At 64.1% G+C, this 23,988-nt stretch carries 19 protein-coding genes; 11 read left to right on the top strand and 8 right to left on the bottom strand.

The window, feature by feature from the left end; translation table 11 throughout:
• The first annotated feature begins 9 nt into the window (after nt 1–9).
• Together NTZ43_12815 and NTZ43_12810 are read left to right on the top strand one after the other, a co-directional pair.
• Nucleotides 10–1,074 carry an RDD family protein gene (locus NTZ43_12815; protein MCX5768093.1) on the top strand — a complete coding sequence of 355 codons (1,065 nt, stop codon included), beginning with the start codon at nt 10–12 and terminating at the stop codon, nt 1,072–1,074.
• Complete coding sequence (locus NTZ43_12810) at nt 1,071–1,970, top strand: glutamate--tRNA ligase family protein (protein MCX5768092.1); 900 nt, start codon at nt 1,071–1,073, stop codon at nt 1,968–1,970. The genes NTZ43_12815 and NTZ43_12810 overlap by 4 nt, the downstream gene beginning before the upstream one ends.
• A 50-nt stretch (nt 1,971–2,020) precedes the next feature.
• On the opposite strand, the gene NTZ43_12805 is transcribed toward NTZ43_12810, so the two are convergent.
• On the bottom strand, nt 2,021–3,211 hold the full coding sequence (locus tag NTZ43_12805) for an aminotransferase class I/II-fold pyridoxal phosphate-dependent enzyme (protein ID MCX5768091.1): 1,191 nt from the start codon (nt 3,209–3,211) through the stop codon (nt 2,021–2,023).
• Nucleotides 3,212–3,301: 90 nt separating this feature from the next.
• Here NTZ43_12805 and NTZ43_12800 point away from each other — a divergent pair, with 90 nt between their 5' ends.
• The 8 genes from NTZ43_12800 (at nt 3,302) to NTZ43_12765 (ending at nt 13,868) form a co-directional block, all read left to right on the top strand.
• Nucleotides 3,302–4,372 (top strand): hypothetical protein, encoded by a 1,071-nt coding sequence (locus NTZ43_12800; GenBank protein MCX5768090.1) that lies wholly within the window; start codon nt 3,302–3,304, stop codon nt 4,370–4,372.
• Nucleotides 4,373–4,434: 62 nt separating this feature from the next.
• Nucleotides 4,435–7,686 carry a glycoside hydrolase gene (locus NTZ43_12795; GenBank protein MCX5768089.1) on the top strand — a complete coding sequence of 1,084 codons (3,252 nt, stop codon included), beginning with the start codon at nt 4,435–4,437 and terminating at the stop codon, nt 7,684–7,686.
• The gene (locus NTZ43_12790; GenBank protein ID MCX5768088.1) at nt 7,686–9,683 is read left to right on the top strand and encodes a S9 family peptidase; all 1,998 of its coding nucleotides are present in this window, start codon (nt 7,686–7,688) and stop codon (nt 9,681–9,683) included. The genes NTZ43_12795 and NTZ43_12790 overlap by 1 nt, the downstream gene beginning before the upstream one ends.
• 1 nt (nt 9,684) lies before the next feature.
• Nucleotides 9,685–10,464 (top strand): DNA alkylation repair protein, encoded by a 780-nt coding sequence (locus tag NTZ43_12785; protein ID MCX5768087.1) that lies wholly within the window; start codon nt 9,685–9,687, stop codon nt 10,462–10,464.
• Nucleotides 10,465–10,524: 60 nt separating this feature from the next.
• Nucleotides 10,525–11,019: a DUF1572 family protein gene (locus NTZ43_12780; GenBank protein ID MCX5768086.1), complete on the top strand. Its 495-nt coding sequence runs from the start codon at nt 10,525–10,527 to the stop codon at nt 11,017–11,019.
• On the top strand, nt 11,016–12,227 hold the full coding sequence (locus tag NTZ43_12775) for a GGDEF domain-containing protein (GenBank protein MCX5768085.1): 1,212 nt from the start codon (nt 11,016–11,018) through the stop codon (nt 12,225–12,227). The genes NTZ43_12780 and NTZ43_12775 overlap by 4 nt, the downstream gene beginning before the upstream one ends.
• 1 nt (nt 12,228) lies before the next feature.
• Nucleotides 12,229–12,633: a hypothetical protein gene (locus tag NTZ43_12770; protein MCX5768084.1), complete on the top strand. Its 405-nt coding sequence runs from the start codon at nt 12,229–12,231 to the stop codon at nt 12,631–12,633.
• Nucleotides 12,630–13,868 (top strand): amidohydrolase family protein, encoded by a 1,239-nt coding sequence (locus NTZ43_12765; GenBank protein ID MCX5768083.1) that lies wholly within the window; start codon nt 12,630–12,632, stop codon nt 13,866–13,868. The genes NTZ43_12770 and NTZ43_12765 overlap by 4 nt, the downstream gene beginning before the upstream one ends.
• Before the next feature lie 57 nt (nt 13,869–13,925).
• On the opposite strand, the gene NTZ43_12760 is transcribed toward NTZ43_12765, so the two are convergent.
• Nucleotides 13,926–14,996 carry an alpha/beta fold hydrolase gene (locus tag NTZ43_12760; GenBank protein ID MCX5768082.1) on the bottom strand — a complete coding sequence of 357 codons (1,071 nt, stop codon included), beginning with the start codon at nt 14,994–14,996 and terminating at the stop codon, nt 13,926–13,928.
• 142 nt (nt 14,997–15,138) lie between these two features.
• On the opposite strand from NTZ43_12760, the gene NTZ43_12755 reads away from it, so the two are divergent.
• Complete coding sequence (locus tag NTZ43_12755) at nt 15,139–15,702, top strand: hemerythrin domain-containing protein (protein MCX5768081.1); 564 nt, start codon at nt 15,139–15,141, stop codon at nt 15,700–15,702.
• Between the two features lie 48 nt (nt 15,703–15,750).
• Here NTZ43_12755 and had read toward each other — a convergent pair whose 3' ends face one another.
• The 6 genes from had to NTZ43_12725 are packed head-to-tail and all read right to left on the bottom strand — an operon-like array spanning nt 15,751 to nt 23,965.
• Entirely contained in the window at nt 15,751–16,830 is a 1,080-nt protein-coding gene (gene had, locus NTZ43_12750) for a 6-hydroxycyclohex-1-ene-1-carbonyl-CoA dehydrogenase (protein ID MCX5768080.1), read from the bottom strand.
• A 2-nt stretch (nt 16,831–16,832) separates the two neighbouring features.
• Nucleotides 16,833–18,755, bottom strand: a complete 1,923-nt coding sequence (locus tag NTZ43_12745) for an AMP-binding protein (protein MCX5768079.1) — start codon at nt 18,753–18,755, stop codon at nt 16,833–16,835.
• The gene (locus tag NTZ43_12740) at nt 18,745–19,587 is read right to left on the bottom strand and encodes an acyl-CoA dehydratase activase (GenBank protein ID MCX5768078.1); all 843 of its coding nucleotides are present in this window, start codon (nt 19,585–19,587) and stop codon (nt 18,745–18,747) included. The genes NTZ43_12745 and NTZ43_12740 overlap by 11 nt, the downstream gene beginning before the upstream one ends.
• Nucleotides 19,587–20,840, bottom strand: coding sequence for a 2-hydroxyacyl-CoA dehydratase family protein (locus NTZ43_12735; protein ID MCX5768077.1), 1,254 nt, complete (start codon nt 20,838–20,840; stop codon nt 19,587–19,589). Before NTZ43_12735 ends, NTZ43_12740 begins: the two co-directional genes overlap by 1 nt.
• Complete coding sequence (locus NTZ43_12730) at nt 20,840–21,637, bottom strand: acyl-CoA dehydratase activase (protein ID MCX5768076.1); 798 nt, start codon at nt 21,635–21,637, stop codon at nt 20,840–20,842. Before NTZ43_12730 ends, NTZ43_12735 begins: the two co-directional genes overlap by 1 nt.
• A gap of 27 nt (nt 21,638–21,664) precedes the next feature.
• Nucleotides 21,665–23,965, bottom strand: a complete 2,301-nt coding sequence (locus NTZ43_12725) for a 2-dehydropantoate 2-reductase (protein MCX5768075.1) — start codon at nt 23,963–23,965, stop codon at nt 21,665–21,667.
• Nucleotides 23,966–23,988 lie beyond the last annotated feature (23 nt).

Genomic DNA, 23,988 nt, shown 5'->3' with positions numbered 1-23,988 from the left:
GGCCGACCGATGACGCAGCCGACGGTCTCCGATGCCGGCTCCGTGCCGACACCCGACACGCCATACGGCTCGCTCGGCGCACGGATGGTAGCCTCCGTCATTGACCTCGTGGTCGTCATACTGCTCGACTGGCCGGTGTGGTACGCACTCGGCGGACGGACGGACGGTTGGGCGCAACTCGCCCTGCAGCTGCTCCCCGCGGCGTATTTCATTTTGGCGTGCACGCGCGTCGGCCAGGGACAAACGGTTGGAAAGCACCTCATGCGCTTGCGCGTCGTGAACCGCAACGGCACGCCACTGACGTTCGGCTCGGCTTTCCTTCGATGGATGGTGGCGGTGGCCGCGGCGTTTCCGCTCTGGTGGTTGTGGCCGCAGGCGCCGGACTACCGCATGCTCCCGATGATCGGCGGTGGGCTGCTGTTGAGCGCGGTTTTGGCGGTTCTCGTGACCGACACGATCATGCTGCTCGCGTTTGTTCCGTCGCGGCGCACACTGCACGACCTGTGCGCGGGCTCGGTGGTAATACGCGCCGACGAGAGGCAGGCGCAGTCGCTACCCGCGCCGCCGCGACCGGTGCTGCTGACCGTAGGCGTTATGGCAGCAGTGACGATGGCGCTCGCGTTTCCACGATACGCGCGCATCCTCGTCCTCGCGCCACGCACCGCCGAGCTGATGGATGCCAGCGTGAGAATGCGCGCGACCGGTGTGGCGCGGCGCGTGACAGCCATAGCGACGTTCGACGCCACGGGCACCGACACGGTGTGGCGCGTGACGGCCTTGGCCGCGATGCGCGCACCGCGCCCAGCGGACGACGCGGAGGCCGTGCATCGCGTCGCGTGCGCGCTCGCAGAGCAGGCGCCGCACGCTGTGCGCGACGCAGAGGTGGCGGTGGTCGCATCCTTTCCGGGTTCTGCGATGGTGCCGGTTGCGCTCCTCTTTGTACCGGCTGACCTGAGTGCATCGGCGTGTGTGGCACGATCAACGGATGAAGACGCACCCGCTGGAGCGCTCGCGCCCACGACTCCGGACACACCGACCGCCGCACCCACAAAGCGCGCGAGGCAAGCACCATGATCGCCGCTGCGCTGAAACGCATGGCCACCGAGTTGCCGATCGGCTGGCGCACGCGTTTTGCACCCGCTCCAACGGGGTGGCTGCATTTGGGGCACGCGGCAAATGCGCTCTGCGTGTGGGGCGTGGCGCGCGCATTCGGAGGGCGCGTCGTGTTGCGCGTGGAAGATCACGACCGCGACCGATGCCGTCCGGAGTATGAGCGCGGGCTCCTCGAGGATTTGGAATGGCTCGGCTTCGCGCCGGATGAGGACGTCGCCCCGCAACGGGATCGGACAGCCGCCTATCACGACGCACTCGCGAAACTGGAACAGGCGGGACTGGCGTATCCCTGCGCCTGCTCGCGCCGCGATGTGGCTGCGCACGTCGGCGACGTCTTCAACGAAGAATCGAGATATCCCGGAACGTGCCGCACGCGTGCAGTGAACGCGGCGACCGTTCCGGCACGACGAGTGCGCATGGAGCCGGGCACCGAATCGTTCGACGACATCCTGCTCGGCCCCTGCACGCAGGACCCCGACGCGCAGTGCGGCGACTTCCTCATACGCGACCGGCGAGGCTTCTGGACGTACCAGTTCGCGGTGACGGTGGATGACTATGCGCAGCACATCGATGTTGTGATTCGCGGCGAAGATCTCCTGCCTTCCACCGGACGCCAGCTACGGCTCGCTCGCCTGCTCGGCCGCGAGACGATGCCGCGCTTTTTGCATCACCCGCTGATTCGGCACTTGGGCGGCATCAAACTCAGCAAGTCCGCCGGCGATACCGGCATTCGAGAGTTGCGCGATGCCGGGCGCTCTCCCGCCGAGGTACTCGGTGCTGCCGCGCACGCGGCGGGCTTCATTCGTGAACCGCGCCCGATTGTGGCGGCGGACGCGGCGGCTCTTTTCGGCGGCTGAACGGGGCACGGTCGCGAGGCGTCGCTGCCTCGGCGCACCGCACACTTCGCTTAGCGGTACAACACCCCCGCCCTGCGCAGTCGATCCACCGCACCCGCGAGTCGCGTTTCGTCCGCCACGAGCGACACGCGAAAATATCCCTCGCCGCCCGGTCCAAACGCGTTGCCTGGCGCCACAACAACTCCGGCCACGTCAATCAAGTGCTGTGTCCACTCCTGCGACGAAAATCCCGCAGGAACGCGCGCCCAAATGAACATCGTCCCGCGCGGCGACTCCAGCTCCCACCCGAGTGACCGCAACCCAGTGACGACCACGTCGCGCCTCGCCTGATACGTCGCGGCCACGTCGCGCGTGAGCGCTTCCGCGTGCTCAAACGCATAGGCCGCGCCGCGCTGAATAGCGACCGGCGTGCCATAGCCCATGTTGTTGCGCACCGCCATCAGCGCGGCAATCACGTCGGCATTGCCCGCGGCAAACCCGATGCGCGAGCCCGCCATGTTGAAGCTCTTCGAGGTGGAATGCACTTCGATGGCCACCTCTTTGGCACCGGCAATCTCAAACACGCTCGGCGCCACAAAACCGTCAAAGGTGAGCTCTGAATACGCAAGATCGCTCAACAACACGAGTCCGTTCCGCCGAGCGAAGGCGACTGCTTCTTCGAAGAACGCATGCGTGGCCACCGCGCCTGTGGGATTATGCGGATAGTTGAGTAAGAGCAGTTTGGCCCGCTGGATCGCTGAGGCGGGCACCACAGAAAAATCTGGAAGGAATCCACGCTCCGCGGTGAGCGGCATCCAATGTGTATGGCTCCCAGACATCAACGTCGCGCGGCCATGCACGGGGTAATAGATGTCCGGTACGAGCGAGCCGCTCGTCTCATCGGTGAAGGCCATGGACGTCTGGGCGATTGCTTCTTTGCCGCCGCTCACGCATAGCAGTTCACTCGCAGGGTCCATCGTCACGCCAAAGCGTCGCTGTAGAAAACCAGCAGCGGCGTTGAGAAAACGCTCGTCGCCGCGGAACGGCGGGTACCCATGCACACGGGGATCTGCCCACGCCTGCTGAATAGCGTCGATCACGGCCGGTGGCGTGGGGCGATCCGGATTGCCGATGCCGAGGTCAATGAGTTCGGCGCCGCGGGCGCGAGCGGCGGCCTTGAGGTCATCGAGCCAAGCAAAGACGTACGGCGGCAGTGCCGTGACGCGGGTGGTCGGGCTGGGGCGCTCAGAAGTGGCGGACATATGTGCAATCTGGCCGTTTGATGCCCTATGATCTACGGGGCTGTGACCCGCGGCACAGCGGCCGAGCCACGGACGCGCCATGTTATAGGCATGCTGCGACCCCCCGTCTGGCTGCGCGCGCGCGCGCTTGCCCTTGCCGTACCCCTCGCCGGAGCGTGCGGCAAGCACGACTCCACCTCCCCGAGCGATCCGACCGGCCAGAATCCGTTCGGCCTCACCACCACAGGGCCCGGACTGCTGTCCGTGTCGCCCATCGATACCACACAGTGGATGGCGTCCACGCCCTTGGGAAGCTTGGCGCCTCCGGGACATGTGCTACCCACGGATCATGTGTACGTGTACTTCGTAGATGCGTGGAGCGGGAACCAGCAAACCAACGATTGTAGCAAGCGCGCCGTGCGCGCCGCTGGGAGCGGCGTGGTGACGCTCGTCCTGGTGACCGAAGCGGCGGGCGACACAAAAGTCATGATTCAGATGACGAAGACGTTCGGCTATTACTACGATCACGTCATTTTGAAATCGGGGATTCAGCAGGGGACGCACGTCGCCGCGGGCGACACCATCGGCACCACCACGGGGCGCTGCCCATCCTTTGACCTCGGTGTGTGGGATCTCGACGTGACGCTGCCCGGCATCATCACACCCGTGCGCTACGCCGATCAAAACCTCCACGCGGCATCCCCATACAAGTATTTCCCTGAGCCGCTGCGCAGCTATTACTACCGGCACGTGCGGTTGATCGATGGTGTGCCCGCGAACAAAGACGGGCGCATCGACTACGGCATTGCCGGCAAGCTCTCAGGAGACTGGTTCCATTCGTCGATCGCCGTGGATCGGTTTTCCACAGGCACGTCCGACGGCTGGGCACACACCATCGGCTTTGTGTACGACTGGTATAGCGGTGCCACGCGCGTCTCGATTGGCGGCACCATCGCCGGACCAGGACTCTATGCCGTCGCCGCAGCGGACCCCGATCCAGCCACGGTGAGCACGGCGAGTGGCCCAGTGGCGTATCAACTGCACTTTCTGCAGGGGACATCCGGCGTTAGCTGGTTACTCGTACAAATGACGGCGGACGACAAGATTCGCGTCGAACCGTTTGCCACCGGCGCGAGCCGCCCGACCGCTTTCACCACCGCCGCTCAGAATTATTTGCGATAGCCTGCTGGACAGGGGAACGCCCGGACGCAGATTCCGTGGTGAACCCCTGTCCGAGGCCTCGCGTGTCTCTCCGCCGAATCGTCAGTTCTGCCGTCGCTTGCACGGCCATCGCCCTTCTCGCCCTTCTCGTCGTTGTGCCGCCGCTCTGTGCACAAGGCGCCCTCGACACGCGCGCCATCAAAGAGTTGAAGTGGCGTAGCATCGGCCCATTCCGCGGCGGCCGCACCAAGAGTGCCACCGGCGTGCCGAGCCAGCCCAATGTGTTTTACATGGGCGTGATCAATGGCGGTGTGTGGAAGAGCACCGACTACGGACGCACCTGGAATCCCATCTTCGACGGACAGCCCACACAATCGGTGGGCGCGGTAGAAGTCTCACTCTCCAATCCCAACGTGCTCTACGTGGGATCGGGTGAGGGGCTGCAACGTCCCGATCTCTCCACCGGCGACGGCATCTACAAGAGCACTGACGCCGGCAAGAGCTGGAAACACCTCGGCTTGCGGGACGCACAACAGATTCCGCGCATCGTGATTGATCCGACCAACCCCGAGCGCATTTTTGTGGCGGCGCTTGGTCATCCATACGGCCCCAACGCCGAACGAGGCGTCTTCCGCTCCGTGGACGGTGGCACGTCGTTTCAGCGCGTGCTCTTCAAGGACGAGAACACCGGCGCCGCTGAGTTGGTGATGGCACCCGATGATCCCAACACGCTACTGGCCGCGCTCTGGGAAGCACGCCAAGGCCCGTGGGAAAATGGCGCGTTCCGCGGCCCCGGCACCGGCTTGTACAAGAGCACGGACGGCGGCACGACGTGGAAGCCGATCACCGCAGGTATTCCGAGCACCGCCGAGGGCATTGATCGTATTGGCCTGTCGTTTTCGCAGGCGAACCCGAAGCGCGTGTACGCCACCATCAACGCGCAACGCCAGTGCGGCATTTATCGGAGCGAGGACGCGGGCGACACGTGGACGCGCGTCAACAATGACAACCGCATCTGCGGCCGTGGCGATGACTTTGCCGCACCGACCGCCGATCCCAAAAACGCCGACGTGGTGTATTCGGCAAACGTCGTGGCGTGGAAGTCGGTGGACGGCGGCAAAACGTGGAACGCCCATCGCGGTGCACCGGGTGGCGACGACTATCAGCGCTATTGGATCAATCCGAACAACACCGACATCCAGCTGCTCGTGAGCGATCAGGGCGGCGTGGTCACGGTCAACGGCGGCAAGAGCTGGAGTTCGTGGTACAACCAAAACACGGCGCAGTTTTATCATGTCACGGCAGACAACGCGTATCCCTATCGTCTCTGCGGCGGGCAGCAGGAATCCGGCTCGGCGTGCGTGGCGAGTCGCGGCAATGACGGTTCGATTGGCTATCGCGAATGGCGGCCGGTGGGAGTCGAAGAGTACGGCTATGTGGCGCCCGACCCGCTGAACCCCGACATCGTCTATGGCGGCAAGGTGACGCGCTTCGACCGTCGGACCGGGCAGACACAGCAGGTTGGGCCGCGCGTCGGTCGCGGTGGCGGCGCGGGTGTGAGCGACTATCGCACCGTGCGCACCGCGCCGGTGCTGTTCTCGCCAACGAACCCAAAGAAACTGTACTTCGCCTCGAACACGCTGTGGGAAACCGTCGACGGCGGCCAGCACTGGAAGCAGTCGAGTCCCGACCTGGCGCGTGAGTCGTGGGAGGCGCCAGCCAATGTGGGCAAGTACGCTGGCACGCCGGCAGCCGCGGCATCGAAGCGTGGCGTGATTTACACGATTGCGCCGAGCCCTAAGGATTCGAACACGATCTGGGCCGGCACGGATGACGGACAGATTCAGGTGACGCGCAATAACGGCAAGGCGTGGACGAACGTCACGCCCCCCTCGCTCCCAGCGTGGGCCAAAGTGTCGTTGATGGACGCCTCGCATTTTGATGCCGGCACTGCGTACGCCGCGATCAACACACTGCGGCTCGACGATTTGCGTCCGCACATTCTGCGCACGCGAGATGGCGGCAAAACGTGGGCAGATGTTGTGAGCGGCATCGACAGCGGCGCCACCGTGAATGTGGTGCGCGAAGATCCGGCGCGGCGTGGATTGCTTTATGCGGGCACCGAGAACGGCGTGTGGGTGTCGATTGACGATGGCGACCACTGGCAGTCGCTGCGATTGAACTTGCCGTCCACGTCGGTGCGCGACCTGATTATCAAAGACAATGATGTCGCAGTGGGTACGCACGGCCGCGGATTCTGGATTCTCGACGACGTGTCGGCATTGCGTCAGTGGAACAACAACTCGGCCGGCGTCACGCTCTATAAACCAGCAATCGCCACGCGCGTGCGCTATTCGATGTACAGCGATACTCCAGTGCCGCCCGACGAACCGATGGCGGAAAACCCGCCGGACGGCGCGGCCATCGACTATTTCCTGGCCGCCGACGCGAACGGTGTGCTCACCATCGACATCGTGGACGCGAAAGGCGTGCTCGTGCGCCACTTCTCGAGCGAAGACAAATACGACGCGCCGAAAGACGAGGGCAACTGGCCGTGGTACTGGTTCCGTCCGATGCATGCGCCAGCCAAGACCGCCGGCTTGCATCGCTATGTGTGGGATCTCCACTTCACGCCGCCGCCGGCGCAGAGTTTCTCGCTCCCCATTTCAGCGACCCCGTTTAATACGAAGAAGGAACCCGAAGGGCCGTGGGTGCACCCCGGCACGTACACCGTCAAACTCTCGGTGGGCGGCGCGACGTTCACGCAGCCGATCACGGTGCGGATGGATCCTCGCGTGAAAACGGCGGAGTCGGCGTTGGCGCAGCAGTATGCGCTCTCGATTGGGCTCTATGACGCCGCGCGCGAGTCCGCGGTGGCCGCGCAACAGGTACGTGCGCTGCGCGCGCAAATAGCGGACAGAAAAACCAAAGCGCCAGCGCTCGCGAAAGAACTCGACGCGCTCGACGCCTCGCTACAGACACTCGATGCGCCCGCCGCCGGTGGCCGCGGCGGTGGTGGCGGACGGGGCGGCGCCGCGCCGGCCGCGCCGGGCGCATTCGCGTCGATTGAATCGCAGGCCTTGCCGATCATGAATGTGCTGCAGGATGCGGATGCCGCGCCGACATCGCAGGTGGTCGCGGCGGCCGACGAACGCCTCCGGGCATTTGCGGTCGCGCGACGCACGTGGCATCATCTCACGAGCACCGACGTTCCGGCGCTCAATATCAAGTTGCGCGCGGCCGGAGCTGAGCCGCTCGCGATCACCACACCACGCGGACCGGGCGCCACGCCCAGCCCCGACGACGAAGACGTGCCCCTTGGAGGGAATCGCTAATGCGCCCAGTGCTACTGCTCGCGACCTGCGCCAGCCTGTTCGCGGGGGTCGCCCACGCACAGGGCGCCCCAGCCAAGCGTCCGCTCGCTCTCGCTGACCTTTATCGCTTACGCCAAGTGAGCGACCCGCAGCGGTCGAGCGACGGCCAGTGGGTGGCGTACACGGTTGCGCGCGTCGACACCACCAAGGATCGCTCCGACAGCGATCTCTGGATGACGAGTTGGGACGGCGCCACCACGGTGCGCCTCACCAACAGCGACGAATCGGAACGGACGCCGCGGTGGAGTCCGGATGGCAAGCAGCTGGCATTTCTCTCCAGCCGGCAGGGTGCCAAAGGAGGGCAGGTCTGGCTGCTCAATCGCGCCGGTGGTGAGGCAGAGAAAATCACCGAGCTCAAGGGCGGCGTTTCGTCATTCGCGTGGTCGCCCGACGGCACCAAGCTCGCGCTCGTGGTCAGCGACCCAGAGCCAGACAGTTCCGCAACGCCGAAACCAAAACCGATTGTGGTGGATCGCTATCAGTTCAAAACTGACGGCAAAGGCTATCTCGACAAACAGCACGCGCACCTGTTCGTGTTCGACATCGCCACACGCAAAGGCACGCAGGTCACGACGGGCGACTTCGATGACAGCGAACCGGCATGGTCACCCGACGGCACGCGACTCGCGTTCATTAGCGCGCGCGCAAAAGACGCCGAGCGTTTTGATAACTCGGATGTGTACGTCGTGGAGGCGAAGGCCGGTGCCACACCGGTGCCGCTCACAACCTTTCAGGGCGCCGACGAAGGGCCACTCGCCTGGAGCCCCGACGGCGCCTGGGTGGCCTACCGTCAGGCGCAGGAACCGAAGTACTTCGGGTACGGCGGTGGATTCGGCACACTCGCCTTGGCACCAGCAGCTGGCGGTCCCGTCAAACTGCTGACCGAGAAACTCGACCGTATGATGACGGGTGCTCGCTGGAGCCGCGACGGAAAGAGCCTCGTGGGCATCGTCACAGACGATCAGCGCGAGTATCTCCTGCGCGTCATGGCCGATGGCTCGGGATGGACCAAGATCGAAAGCCAACTGCCAGTCATTACGGCATTCAGTGAAGGCGCAGACGGGGCGTTCGCGGTACTCGCCACCACGCCAAGTTCGCCAAGCGAGTTGTACGTGCTCGACAAAGGCGTGGCACGTGCGCTGACGCACCAGAACAGCTGGCTCAACGAGGTGGCACTCGCCACAACATCCGTGGTCACCTCCAAGAGCGATGACGGCACCGAAGTGCACGGCATCCTCCGCCGGCCGGCGAATGCCGCCGCTGGCACCAAGCTCCCGATGATTCTGCGCATCCATGGCGGCCCGGCCGGGCAGGACGCCCTGAGTTTTGATTTCGAGAAAGAACTGCTTGCCGCCCAAGGCTGGGCCGTGATTGCGCCCAACTACCGCGGCAGTAACGGACGAGGCGCGGCATTCACCGTCGCGATTGCTGGCGACTGGTGCAATAAAGAAGTGCGCGATATCCGCGGCATGGTGGACCGCCTCATCAAAGACGGTGTGGCCGACGAATCGCGACTTGGCGTGGGCGGATGGAGCTACGGTGGCATTCTCACCGACTGCATGATCGCCGCCGATCCACGCTTCAAGGCCGCCACGAGTGGCGCAGGCGTGAGCAATGTGTTGGGGATGTACGGACACGACCAGTACATCGTGCAGTACGATCAAGAGCTTGGCCAACCTTGGAAGAACGTGGACAAATGGCTCAAGGTCTCCACGGCATTCTTCCACGCCGATCGCATCAAGACGCCCACGCTCTTCCTCGGCGGCGCCGCCGACTGGAACGTCCCCGTGCTCGGTGGCGAACAGATGTATCAGGCGCTGAAATCGCTCGGTATCGACACGCAGTTGATTGTGTATCCCGGCGAACCCCACGGCATTCGCCGCCCGAGTTTCCAGCGCGATCGCTTGGAGCGTTACGTCGCGTGGTACACGAAGTACCTCGCGGCGACGGTGCCCTGAGGTGGCCAGCAAGGTCGTACGCACTGACGTCCCGGCGCGCGCGCCGACGCTCACCGCCGCCAGCGCGCGGCGGCTGTTGCGCGCCCACGCCGATCCCGTGCGGGCGCGCCGCACGCAGGGCTATTTCAAGACCGGCAAGGGCGAGTACGGCGAGGGAGACCGATTCATTGGTGTGACCATGCCGCAGATTCGCACGCTGGCGCGCACGTTGCGCGCGATGCCGTTGTCGGAGATTGACACTCTCCTCTGCTCGCCCATTCACGAGGATCGCGTGCTCGCGGTGGTGATGCTCGGTCAGGCGTACGATCGCGGCGATGAGGAAATCCGCGACGAGGTGTTCCATTTGTACCTCGCGCGGACGGACCGCATCAATAACTGGGATTTGGTGGACATCAGCGCGCCGGGGATTGTCGGCCGTCACCTCGTCTCGCGCCCTCGCGCCGTACTCACTCGGCTCGCGGACTCGCCCGTGCTCTGGGAGCGGCGGATTGCAGTGCTCGCCACGATGTGGTTTTTGCGCGAGGGTGAAACCGCCCCGACGCTGAAGATGGCGACAAAACTCCGCAACGATCCGCACGACTTGATGCACAAAGCCGTGGGGTGGCTGCTCCGAGAAGCCGCGAAGCGTGACAAACCGGTGGTGGTGGCATTCCTGCGCCGCTACGGAGCGACGCTCCCGCGGACACTGCTCCGATACGCGATCGAACGTTTTCCTGCGCCAGAGCGCGCGCGGTTTCTCGCCACCCGTATGACCGTAATGCGCAAAACGCCCGCCCGATAATCCGGCGGGAAGAGCCCGCCCCTCTGGCGCGAAGTCCTGTCGGAGAGCCAACTTAGACGTATGTCAGCCCTTTCAGATGTCTCCCGTTTACTCGCTCGCGAGCTCGCCACCCTGCGTGACGAGCTTCTTGCGTATCCCGACGACGCATCCGTCTGGGTGCTGCCAGCCGGCATCCCAAACTCCGCTGGGACGCTGACGCTGCACCTGGCCGGCAATCTCCGTTGGTTTGTCGGCACGCAGCTCGGGGCGACGGGGTACGTTCGCGATCGTGACGCGGAGTTTGCGACGCGCGATCTTCCGCGCACGGAGCTCATCGCCCTGATAGAACGCACGTCCGATGAAGTCACGCGCACGCTAGCCGCGCTTGACCCAGCAGCCCTCGAGGGGGACTTTCCGCTAGAGGTTGGCGGGCTACGGCTCGAGACCGGACGCTTTCTTGCGCACCTCGCATCGCATTTGGCCTATCATCTGGGTCAAGTGGATTATCACCGTCGTATCGTCACCGGCAACGCGCATTCCGTCGGCGCGCTGCCCCTCCCACCGCTGGCGCGATGAATCCAGAACCGTCTCATATTCTCATTGCCGGGCTCGGCCCGTTCGTCGAAGCCATCGGCGTCGTAGCGATCGTCGCGCTGTTCACGTTGCTCCGCGGCCAAGCCGATCGCCGACCGTATTTCAAAGCGTGGGAAGAAGGCTGGGTGATGCTCGCCGTATCGATGACCGCCGGCGTCATTTACCAGCGACTCACGGAGCCCTCCAGCGTTCTGCTGAGCGAGTCGCGCGCCACGACGTGGCTGTTCGCGGCCACCTACTTTGGCTTCCGCTTGATGGCGCTGGCGTTGATGGTGCACGGGACGCGCATGTACGCGGTGGGCGATCGCAATCGTCGGTTGGTAACCGCCGCTGCACCGGTTGGCATCGCACTCACGCTCTTTGCGGACACCTTCCGTACTCAACTTGGCGGTTTGTCGCTGTACTTTGGGCCGTTCGTGGCACTCGCCACCGCCTATGCCGCGTGGCAAATGGCCTCGCTGCCGAAGTCCCGCCAAAGCGTGGGAAGTTCGGTGGCGCTCTGGTCGCTCGCGGGTGTGGCGGCGCTCTGGTCGGGCCTAGTGCTCTTCGGTATCGGCGTGCGCACTGGAAGTTCCTTTGCATCAAATCCGTGGTTCGTCCGCTTTGAGCGTTACGGCTTCTTTCTCGATCTGATTGCGCTGACGGGTGTGGCGTACGCGATGGTGCAGTTGCTGTTTGAAGACGCGCGCCGCGACAATGCGGACGCGCAGTCGCACTTGAGCGTGCTCCACGACCGGAATCGTCTCGCCGAGTTTCACGACGACGAGAGTGGGCTGCTTAACCGCCGGGCGTTCGAGGAAGCCCTCGGGCTCGACTTTGCGATGGCGAGCTTTGGCAGCGTCGCGCGGATCCGCGTGACGAACCACGAGTCCCTGGCCGCCGAACACGGTAAACAGAACGCCGACGCCATGCTCGCACACTTTGCGGCCGTCTTGTCGAGCGGGACGCGCGTGCACGACTGGGTGTTCCGGTGGAACCCCACGGATTTCTTGGTCGTCATGCCGCGTGCGGTTCCGCCCGTCGCGCTCAATCGTCTCAACTTCCTGCTCGCCCGTGCGGCGCCGTTTGCCATCTCCGGCGTGCGCGATGCCGTCCGCGCCGACACCGTCCTCGCCGTCGAACCGTTCTCCGGCGCTGAGGATCTTACCGCAGCCGCAAAACGCGTGATGGACGATCACGCGGCGCAGTAACGTGGCCACGGGAAAGTTTCCGCTCTTTCGGAGCACGGTAACGCTACTCGGCGGCTTTGCGATCTACGCATTCGCGTTGATGGTATTGGTGCTCATCACCTCCATTGCAATGGCCAAGGGTGCGACGCCGTCGCACCAGGATGTGGAGTTCGCCATGCTGGGGTCGTCGCTGGTGGCGGCATTGGCTGGCGGGTACGCCACCGCGTCGCTCGCCCCGAATCGTCAGCGTGGGCATGTGGGCGTGCTCGCGGCGATGATGCTGCTCTCGCACATCAACCGCGTGGTGCACCCGACCGCCGGTGCGTCGCCGTGGTATCCTATCGTGCTCGCTCTCGTCAGCACTGCGGCCGTCGTGGCCGGCGGGCTACTACGTCGTCCCCGTCCACCGTCCACGGAGTCCGTGTGAACCGCTCGTTCGTCGCCATCGCCGCTCTCTGCACCACACTCTTCGCCGCGCCTCAGGCGGTCGCACAGGATGCCGCCATCATTTTGCGCACCTCTGTTGCGCTCGACGGCCGCGGTGCTTCGCTGGCGAATGTGGATCTCCTGGTGGAACACGGCCGCATCACCAATGTGGCGAAGGCCATCAACGTGCCCGGCGCGCGCGTCATTGATTTGCGAGGACGCACAGTACTACCGGGCCTCATTGATGTGCACACGCACCCGACGTGGTACTTCAACCGTCAGGGGCGCTACCACACCAACGGCGACGGCGATACTCCAGTCCAAGGCATGCTCTCGGCCAGCGCCAATGCGTACGCCACACTGGCTGCAGGATTCACGACCATTCAGAGCCTCGGCTCCAACGAGGACAAGGACCTGCGCGACTGGATTAACACGCAGGGTGTGCCGGGGCCGCGCATCATTACGTCGCTCCAATCCATTTCCAACGGTGATCCGGACCGCCTCCGCCAGCTGGTACAGCAGCGCAAGCAGCAAGGCGCCGACGTCATCAAGATTTTTGCCTCGGCGAGCATTCGCGATGGCGGCAAGCAGTCCATGACCGACGAGCAACTGGCCGCCGTCTGTGGCGAAGCCAAGGCGCAGGGACTCCGCAGCGTGGTGCACGCGCATAGCGCGGAGTCGGTGCGCGCGGCAGTGAATGCCGGGTGTTCACAGGTGGAGCACGGCGTGTTCGTGACGCAAGCCGGACTCGACCTGATGGCGTCGAAAGGCACGTGGTTCGATCCGCAGTGCTCACTCGTCTTCCGCAACTATCTCGACAATCGCGCGAAGTACGACGGCATTGGCAACTACAATGCCGAAGGGTTTGCGTCGATGGAACGTGCGCTCCCGCTCGCCGCAGAGGGCATTCGCAAGGCCGTCGCCACCAAGAATCTCAAGATGGTGTATGGCACCGATGCTGTGGCCGGCGCGCACGGGCGCAATGCAGAGGATCTCCTCTGCCGCGTGCAGACCTCTGGACAAAAGCCCATGGATGCCATTGTCTCCGCGACATCGCTCAATGCGGCGTCGCTCGGATTGGGAACCACGTTGGGCGCGCTGGCTGCCGGCTACGAGGCCGACATCATTGCCGTAGACGGCAATCCGCTCACCGATATCACGGCGGTGCGTCGCGTGAGCTTTGTCATGAAGGGCGGCCGTGTGGTGAAGGACGACGGCCACCCCGGCTCCAAGTAACTGAGCCGCTCCGGTGCGCGGGTCGAGTGATGCGTTCTCCTCGACCCGCGGCGCCGTTTAGCGTTCCGGCAGCGTCGCCAGAAACTCCTTGAGATAACTGCCCCAGATGGCCGGCTGCGAGTGCGTGCCGTGCCCGCGCGTCTGCTCGGTGATTGGCAGGAGTATGAACTTGGCCTGCTTCACCTTGGCGATCAGCGGCTCAACAATGTGCAACTCCGGCGGGTTGACGAAATCGTCCGCGGAGTTAATCGCCAGCACCGGCGCCGTCACCGCCTCGAGATGCGACGACGGATCATAGGTGCGCGAGGCGTCAAAATAGTAGAGCATATTATTGGCGTCCGTCGTCTTCGACGAACCCTCCACATAGGCGCGGATGAGCGAATCAGCGGCCTCACGCGTGGGCGCCTGGCGGTGCTGCACGAGCGGCGCGCTCGACATGATGTACAGCGAACGGATAGCCGCCTTCAGTCCGAGCATCGGCGGCGAGGTGTAATCACCGTTCTTCCACTCGGGGTCGCTCTTGATGTTATCAGCGATCATCGTGCGGATGATGCGATTGCGTCCAACAAGCGAGGTCGGAGCGCAAGCGAGCGGCACCAAACCGTCCACAAAGGTGGGATGCGCGTATCCCCACACCCACGCGTGCATGCAGCCCATTGACGTGCCCATCACGAGGCGCAGGTGATTGACCTGCAGGCCGTCGGTGAGCAGGCGATGCTGGAGCGCCACCATGTCGTCGTACGTGTACTGCGGGAACTTCATCCGCAGCCCGTCGCTCGGCTTGCTCGATCCGCCGTGCCCGAGGTTGTCAGGAAGCACAATGAAGAACTTGCTGGTGTCGAGCATCTGCCCCGGACCAAAGAGCTCACCGCCAAAGTTGCGAGAGAGAAAGGCGCGCCCGGTGCCGCCAGTTCCGTGCAAAATCATCACCACATTGCGCGAGATGCCACCTGCGTCTCGTCGGAGTGTGCCGAGCGTGACGTAATGGATCTTCACCTCGGGCAGGGTTTCTCCGGTGCTAAACCGGAAGTTGTGAGCCACATAATCGCCCGGCTTTCCCTGTGCCGCGAGCGGCACAGCGGCGGGAGCGGCCATGAGCACCAAAAGAGCGAGAGCGAGTACGCGCATTGGAAGTCCAGGGTTGGTGGGTCGGTGTTAATGTACGCGCCTCCGCCCCGTTTCGTCGGGGGGCTCCTCGCGCTCTGGCGCGGGCAGGGGATCGCCCTAGCTTCCACAGAGGCAGTTTCCTCACCTAACGAGAGGCAAGGCGATGCAGGCGACCGACATTTTGATGCAAGAACACCGGGTGATTGAGCGGGTGCTGGACGCGCTCGAAACAGCGGCCGTCGCGCTCGAACGGGCTCGCCCCGTACGCCCGGCGTTTTTCCTGGAAGCGGCCGATTTCATTGCCGGATTTGCCGACGGCTGCCACCATCGTAAGGAAGAGGGCGTGCTCTTTGGCGCCATGATCGACAGCGGGGCGCCGCGCGAGGGCGGCGCGATTGATATGATGCTCGAGGAGCACGAGCAGGGGCGCGCGCTCACGCGCGCGATGCGCGAGGGTGCCCGCCGCCTAAGCGAAGGTGACCTCGATGCCGCCCGCGTGGTGGTCTCGAACGCCCGGCGCTATGTGGCGCTCCTCCGCGACCATATTGCCAAGGAAGACGAAATGCTCTTTCCGATGGCCGACGAGATCATCACCCCGCAACAACTCGCTGCGGTACTGCACGGATATCAGCAGATTGAACAGCAGGATGCCGGCGATGGTGCGCACGAGCGGTTTCTCGCGCTGGCGGGGAGCCTCGAGGCCGAGGCTCGCACCCTAGCGGGCTAATACCAGCCGTGCCTGAACGCCGACCGCGCTTCGTGTGCGCGCGGTCGGTCAGCCCGGAACGAGCACCACGCGTTTCGTGAGCCGCCCGTGGTGCGCGTCGTCGAACACTTCGTTGATGCGATCCAACGGATGGCGCTCAATGTACGGCTTCACCGTCACCCGCCCCTCGCCAATCCACTGCAGCAGTTCAGGATAGATGAGCGGATCGGCGCCCCAGTTACCGCGCACGGTGGCGTCATAGGCCATGAGGTTCGAGAGACTCACCTCGACCCGGTCCATGGTAAACCCAACCACGGCGAGCGACGCGCCAAAGCCGAGCAGCGAATAGGCCGTCTCCTGGCCGGCGCGCGTGCCTGACATTTCAAAAATCTTCCATAAGTGTGCTGGCGCACCGAGCGACTCGGCGAGCGAGCGCACTTGTTTGCGCACGTCTTTGGTAGCCATGTCGCGCACATTGAGCACCGCCCCCGCTCCTGCCTCTCGCGCCTGGGCAAGCTTGCGATCATCAACATCGAGAGCGATCACCTTGGCGCCCGTCGCCGCCGCGATCTGTACGCCGTACACACCGATGCCACCAATGCCAACGATCAGTGCGGCTTCGCCTGAGGCGAGCCCCGATCGCTTGACCGCTTCGAACGGCGTAGCGACCGCGTCCGACACCACGCTCAGTTCCCATAGGTCATGCGTGGCCAGCGCCGCTGCCGGAACAGGGCAGAGAAAGCGCGCCGGCACCACAACGTGCGAGGCAAAGCCGCCATTGCCGTCGTTGCCTGGCATCACCTGACGCCGGCAAATCGTGCGGTGACCGGCGCGGCACAAATCACATTCACCGCAGGGGAGAACGGCTGGCACCACCACGGCTCGGCCGATCAGCGCGACATCTACTCCCTCGCCGACTTCGCGTACCACACCGCTAATCTCGTGACCCAACACGAGTGGAAGCGCGCCGCGTGTTTTGACGCCGTGATGCAAGAACGAGACATCGGTGTGACACACGCCGCAGCCAGACACCTCCACGGTCGCTTCGCCCGCAGCAGGAGGACGAGGCACTAATGACCGGTGCTCAAAGGGCGCGCCAGGCGCCGTCATCATCCACGCATCCCACATTCCGTCGCGTCGGGTCGTCATCGTCAATGGCTCAATTGAGTGGGTTCTGCATCGGGAGCATCGCCAAACACGAAACTCCCACAGGAATGGCATTGGTCGAGCGAACGTTCAATCCCAGCAAAGCAAGCGCGATCGTCCGGCTTCAAGCGCATCACCTTCCGCAAGAACCGGCAGTCACAGTCCGCGCTCGGCGCATACACTGCTTCCAGATATTCCTCGGCGTGCGAGAGCACATTCCGCACCCGCACTTTCATTGACGGAGTGAGCTCCTCATTCTCAATGGAGAGCTCCTTGCTGATCACGGCAAAGGCCTGAATCCGCTCGTACCTCACCGGATGATCATCGTTGAACGCGAGGAGCGTCGTGCGCAACGATTCCTTGACCACGCGCTCCGCCGCCTCACGGTCATCGCCGAACTGCTCTGAGATTCGGAAGTAGTCGGGGAATATTAGGGCAGCGAGGAATCGCTCCCCCTGCCCCGCGACGATGACATGGCGGATGTAGTTGTTCATCCCCGCCAAACGGTTTTCGATTTCGGTGGGGACAACTTTTTCGGCGTTCAACATCTTGAAGACACGATCTTTGCGCGCCACAAGCTTCAATCCCGCGCCCACAAACTCCCCGAGATCGCCGGTGTGGAACCAGCCATCGCCCGGAAGCGCCTGCGCGGTGGCCTCGGGGTTTCCGAAATAGCCACGCATCACATTGGGGCCGCGCACCAATATCTCGCCATCCTCGGCAATGCGAATAGTCACGCCAGGAATCGGATATCCCACCATTCCTGGCACGGTCCGCGGCTGCGCGAGATCGGTGAGCGTGCAGCACGGGGACGTCTCGGTGAGGCCCCAGCCCTCAAGGACTGCCACGCCTTTGGAGGCGAAGTACGCCGATACATTTGCCGGCAACGGGGCGGCCGCGGTGAAGACAAAGCGCAGGCCAGCGTGAAAGATGCTGCCTTCGTCTTCCGGACGCGACTGCACGTGCGCCACCAATTGCTGATATACCTGCGGCACACTGAAGTAGATCGTCGGTCGAACCGCAGCCCAGTTACGGCGCAGCACTTCAAAGTCTTTGCCGCGCGAGGTGTCAATGTGAATGGTCGCGCCGTTGAACAGCGCAGAGTACTTCTCAAAGATTCCACCGAAGCTGTGATGCCAAGGCAGATACGACAGGAACCGGTCGTTATGAGTCACCGACCAGATCGCCGAGAGCGCACGTTGCTGCGACAGGATGTTGTCGTGGGTGAGTAGCACGCCCTTGAGCAGGCCGCTCGTTCCTGAAGTGAAGTTGAGCAGGCACGGCTCGTTCGGATCGACGCGCGTCGCGCTCGCCGCAAAGGCGGCGCACCGCACCGTATCGCTGGCCCCAGCGGCGAGGGCGTCGGCGAACGTGGTGTAACTGGCCGTCGATCCCTTGACGATCCCCTCCACCACGGTCGCGTCTACCGCGTCGAACGACACCAGGGCGCGCGCCGCTGCGCCGAGCGTGACGCCGGCCATCTGATCGCGGCCAGCGACAATGACGACGACGGGTTGCAACTGGCCAAGCAATCCTTGCACTTGTTCAGCAGGATAGGCGGAGAAGATGGGCGCGTAAGTCGCACCCAGTCCCATGGTGGCAAACTCTGCGACGAGCATCTCGCCGCGGTTGGGCGACACCATCGCCACCCGTGTGCCCGGGCCGACGCCCGCCGACGCAAGGAACGAACCGAACGACGCCACGTTTCGCGCAAAATCAGTCCACGACACCGCGCGGTATTCACCATCGCGCAGTTCGCTGAACACCGCGTGATTGCCAAAGCGCGCTACGTTACGCGAGAGCAACCCGCCAATACTTTCGGGCACTCCCACCGGCTCCAGTTGGGAGCGGATGATATCACCCTCGCGAATGGCGGCGAGTGCGTGCTTCATGGCGCCCGGTGCGCCGTCCGTGTGGTCAGTCGGCATCGTCACCTTCCGTCGGCGTCGTTGTGCGAGGTGCAGCCGGCACACTGCCTGGCCCCACCGACACCGCGCCGTCACGAGCCGCGAGCGCCGCGCCAAAGGCGCCCATTTCCTGCGGATGTGGTGGCACGATCACTTCGGTCCCCGTCGCCTCTGAGAGTAGCGTCACCATGGTAGGGTGATGCGCGACGACGCCGCCGGTCGCCACAACGCGCCCCTCAAACACATCCATCGCGATGACGCGCTTCATCAGCGATCGGTACGCCGCCATCGCCAAGTCGGCGGGACGTCGGCCCGATCGAATGAGTGTGAGCAGCTCCGTGCCAGCAAACACCGTGCAGAAACTCGAGAGCTCCAACTCTTCTGTGGCGCCCGCTGCCAGCGGGTCCAACGCGGCTGTGTCGATGCCGAGCCGGAGGGCGATTTCGTCGAGAAAGCTTCCCGTGCCTGCGGCGCACTTGCGATTCATCCGATGCGAAAGCCGCTGCCCATTCGCATCAATCCGAATCACCTTGGCATCTTGTCCGCCAATGTCGATCACCACCAGTGGTCCCTGCACATGAAACGCCGCGCCACGGCCATGGCAGTCCAGTTCTGTGCGCGATCCATTCGCAAATGGCACGGCATTACGCCCGAAGCCCGTAGACCACACCGCAGACACATCAGCCGCCGAACAGCCAGCGACCGCGAGCGCTTCGGCATAGGCCCGCTCCGCCGCCACGGTAAGATCGGCGCCGGAGCGCACCACGCTGGTGCCGAGCACGTGGCCCGCGTCGTCAATGACCACGGCTTTCGTGTTCCACGACCCGCTGTCCACGCCGGCAAAGCGCGCCATTATCTCGTCGCTCGGCTAGCGTGGGTGCGCGCGTCCGCGAGTTGCTCCACAAAGCCTTCGATGTTCGTACGCGCTTGCTCGTCGGAGAAACAGCGCAAGTCGTTGACGTCGCCGTCGAGTACGAGTGTGGGGATGCCAAGTTTTTCGGACAACCGACGTGGCATGCCGTAGCGCGTGTTCGTGTTATTGGGGCAGGTTCGGCAGTCGTGAAAGACGATGCCGTCCACGCCGTACAGCTCCACCATGCGTTCTATGTAGCGCTCCTTCGGGCCATCGGAGCGCGCGATGAACAACTCCACCGATGCGCGCGCCATCGAGCGCCAAGGATCGGCAGGGTCGAGCATCGAGAAGATCCAGCTATTGCAGTAGGTAGACGCGACCACCGCTGTGTGGAACTCAGCGAATGTCGTGGAGAGCGCACGAAGCCGTCCCCACACCGGCATGCCATCCCAGTACAGCCGCAGCGCTTCGCCGGGCACCGACTGCACGCCGCCGCGTACGCGCTCCTCGAGCTCCGCGAGCAACACGTGGTAGTAGGCCGCTGCCTCTGGAGCACCGCGGAGTACTACCGCCGGCCCCATATGGATGGTGCCATCGAAGAACGTGAACGGGGACGGCTTGTTCGCTGCGGTTTGTAGGCAGCGTTCCCAGAGCTCGGACGCTTCGCGCGCGGCCTTCATCGCGGCGGCAAGACGCCCCCCATCGAGCCGAACACCGGCCACCGACTCCAGCACGGGGACGAGCGCTTCGAGCTGCGCTGTGACGTCGTCGACTTCTGCGTCGGTCACATCTCCAACAGAGCGCGGCGAGTTGACGCCTACCACCGGTGCGTTCCACTGGCGGCCATACCACTCAAACCAGTCGCGCACGTCGCGGCACTGATTGGTATTGAACACGAGCACGTCCGCACGCGGCACACCGGAGAGGCCAAATGCTGCGAGCGGCGACTCGCCGGCGAGATACGCGCCCACATCGCTCGTGAGATACGAACAGATATCCTGCGAGTAGCCTTGTGCGTGTGCCACGGGGAGGTACTTATTCGCCGTGCGTCCCGCACCGAGCATTGCGGCGTGATTTTCGGGAAAGTGCACGGCAAACCCAAGCGCGCGCAGCAACTCCGCCGGTCCAACGCTCGTGCACCACGCCACCGGCGCCGATTTGTGCGTGACCGCGTCGCCGAGCTTCTTGTAGTAGGCACTCATCGTGTCGCGTAGCGCCGCCGTGCTCCGTAGTTCCGTGCGTGCTTCCGCCATTAACTCTCCTGCGCTTGCTGGAAGACGCTCAGCGACGCTCCGAGCGCAGCGGTAAAGATCGCATCGGGAACTGCTTGGACGCTCAAGCCAGTTTTCGCTTCGAGTGCCGTGAGCACTCCAGGGAAGTACTCCACTACGCCACCGCAGACTACCACGGGCGCGTCAAAGCCCCCAATCTCGACAATCCGCTCGGCAATGGAGTGCATGCATCCCAGCGCGATTTCTTCACGCGTGGCGCCTTCGCGCAGTCGTTCGAGTACCTCCGACGCGGAATACACAGAGCAGTAGCTGCTCACGCGCGCCGGCCGGTCGCCCGCAGCGGACGCCAACTCCTGGAGCCTCGTGGGGCTGACGTCGAGATGCCGGGCGGCGAACATCAGGAAACTGCCTATTCCAACCGCACAGCGACGCGCTCCGCGCGCGGCGGTGCGACGGCCTTCGGCGTCCACCGAAATCACGTGCGGATCACGTCCGCCAATGTTCACGAGCGTCATAGCATGACCAATGTGCTGAAAGGCCCCAAAGGCGTGCGACGATGCTTCGGTGATCGTAACCGTGGCTTTGGGCACACAGTCCATACCGAAACCGGTGGCGCCAATGCCGGTGAGTTCTTCTTCCTTGCGCTGCGCATCATCAAGTGCGGCCGCGAGTGCCTCGTACACGCAGGCCTGAAAGTAGCCGCGAGTCGCGAGTACCGAACGGCCAATCACTCGGCCGTCCTCCGCCGCGATGATTGCCTTCACGCATTCCGTGCCGACATCTATGCCGGCGGCTATTCGCAGTTCTTTTTCAGCCATGGAACGGCTCCTCCACGTATCCGCGCGTCATCGAGCACCAATCCGCTCGGCGCGATGCTCGAGGAAATCGGCGAACTGTTCCTGCAGGCGTTCGGTTGAGAACAGCCGCAGGTCGTGTGAATCGGCTTCAATGACCAACCCCGGCACCTGCGCGAGATGCTCCGTGCGTGACGACGGCCCGTACCGCACGTGGCTCGTCTCGGGCGTCGTGCGGCAGTCATGGTAGACCGCCGCATCCACGGAAAACTGTTCGAACTGTTGAGCGAGGTACGCCGCGCGGAAATCTTCCGACCGATTGTCGAAGATGCCGGTGTACGCACGCGCCATACTTTCGAGCGGATCGCAGGGGTCGAGACCGGTCAACGCAAATTCAGAACAGAACGTCGAGGCCACGATCGCCGCACCCGCTTCTTCGAATAGTCGGGCCAAGGGGCGCAACGCACACCAAATGGGCGGTCCGTCCCAATAGAGACGGTGTGACTCATTCGGCACGGCCGAGACACCTTGGTCCACGCGCTCTTCAATTTCTGCCTTGAGCTGCCGGTAGTAGTCCACCGCCTCCGGCGTGCCGCGCAGCAGGATCATGGGCGCAATGTGAATCAGTGTATCGAAGAAGGTGATCGGTGCCGGCGTGTGGCGCGCGAGCGCGAGGATGTCCCCCCACAGCTCCGCTGCCTGCGCCGAGTACCCCACCACCTCGCCGAGCCGGTCCATGTTGAGCGACCGACCACTGGCCTCTTCGAGGCGCCGCTGCAGCCGGAGCAACTGGTGCACGGCCGCATCGACGTCGATTTGTTCGAGCACGTCGAGTGCTGGCGGCGGATGCACACCCATCACCGGCACGCCATAGTGCGATCCATAGAACTCAAACCAGCGTACCAACTCGTGGCCGGTGTTCGTGCTATACGTGACGATATCCGGACGCGGAACACCGGCAATACCATGCGCGTCGGTGAGCGGGGTGGTGCCCGTGAGGAGGGCGCCAATATCAGTGCGCATCGCGGAACTGACGAACTGTGAGAAACCGTCGGCGGTCGCGCGCGCGATGTACGGGCCGGCGCGCCGTGAGGCCGCAATGAGCGCCGCATGGTTTTCCGGGAAGTACGGCACAATATCCATCGCGCGCAGCAGTTCCACCGGCCCGAGCCCCGACACCGCCGCGACGATGCGATTCGAATCATCCGACGCCGCCGCGAGATCCAGATAGTACGTGTGCATCAACTCCTTGAGCCGCCGCGTGCTTTCCAGCGGCGGTCCACCGGGCGGCATTCCCGCATCGGCGTCCCGCGGCGCAGCACGCACCGGCACGCCCGGCACGGCACGCAAACGTGGGCGCGGCGCTTCTTCCTCTGCCGCGCGTGTGCGGTCGAGCCCGAGATGCTGCACAATCTCCTGCTTGCGCAGGAACTTTTGCCGCTCGCGGGAGTGGATGAACCGCACGAGCGCGGAGTTGTGTGGCACGGAAAGCCCAAGGCGTTCGGCTTCACGCACAATCGCGCCGTTCAGCGCGTCGATTTCCGTGCGGGTACCGCGCGCGAGATCTTGCCACATCGACGGCCGATTCTTGCCGAGGGCTTTGAGCGATCCGGTCACGGGACGGAAGGGATCTTCTTCGTCCATGATCGGCACGCCGCGCGCGCGCATCACCGTCACAATCTCGTTGCACAGGTCGCGCATGAAGCCCATCAGATGCTCGTCGGCGAGCAACTCGCGACAGGTGAGCCCGGTGATTGCGGACGTCGGATTGACGACAGCGTTGTGCAACAGTTTCTGCCAGAGCGCGTGATCGACGTTCGGCACCACGTTGGTCTCGAACCCGGCCTTCCGGAACGCGACGGCAATCGCCTCAACTTCCGGCGTGGCCCCGCCTTCCACGGCGGAGATCTGAATGGGCTTGATCCCAGCGCGGTAACGTAGCCGCCCAGGCCCCGAATGCTCGATACTGTGATACGTCACGCCACACAGCACGCGCGACGCGCCCACGATCTCAGCAATGGCTTCGGCGTTGCCGATGCCATTCTGCAGCGAAAAGAACAGGGTCGCGGGCGTCGTCGCGGCGAGGGCCGCACGCACGGCGTCTTGCGTTTGGTACGTCTTGGTGGCCACGAACACGAGGTCGAACGGCGCGAGCCCCACCACCGATGTCACGACGTGAATCGGAATGGTCGTCTCATCTTGCCCGACCCGCGTGATGTGCAATCCGGCGTCGGCAAGCAGTCGCGCACGCGCCTGATTTACCTCGAGCAACGTTACGTCCTCGCCCGAGCGCGAGAGATACGCGCCCACGAGCCCGCCCAGCGCCCCGGCCCCGACGATCAGGATCCGCATCGTCACCCCTCCTGTCGCGCGAA

Source organism: Gemmatimonadota bacterium, from assembly GCA_026387915.1.
In the GTDB taxonomy this organism is placed as follows: domain Bacteria; phylum Gemmatimonadota; class Gemmatimonadetes; order Gemmatimonadales; family Gemmatimonadaceae; genus Fen-1231.
The sequence above is the reverse complement of the archived record's forward strand: the minus strand, read 5'-3'. Positions and strand labels throughout refer to the sequence as shown.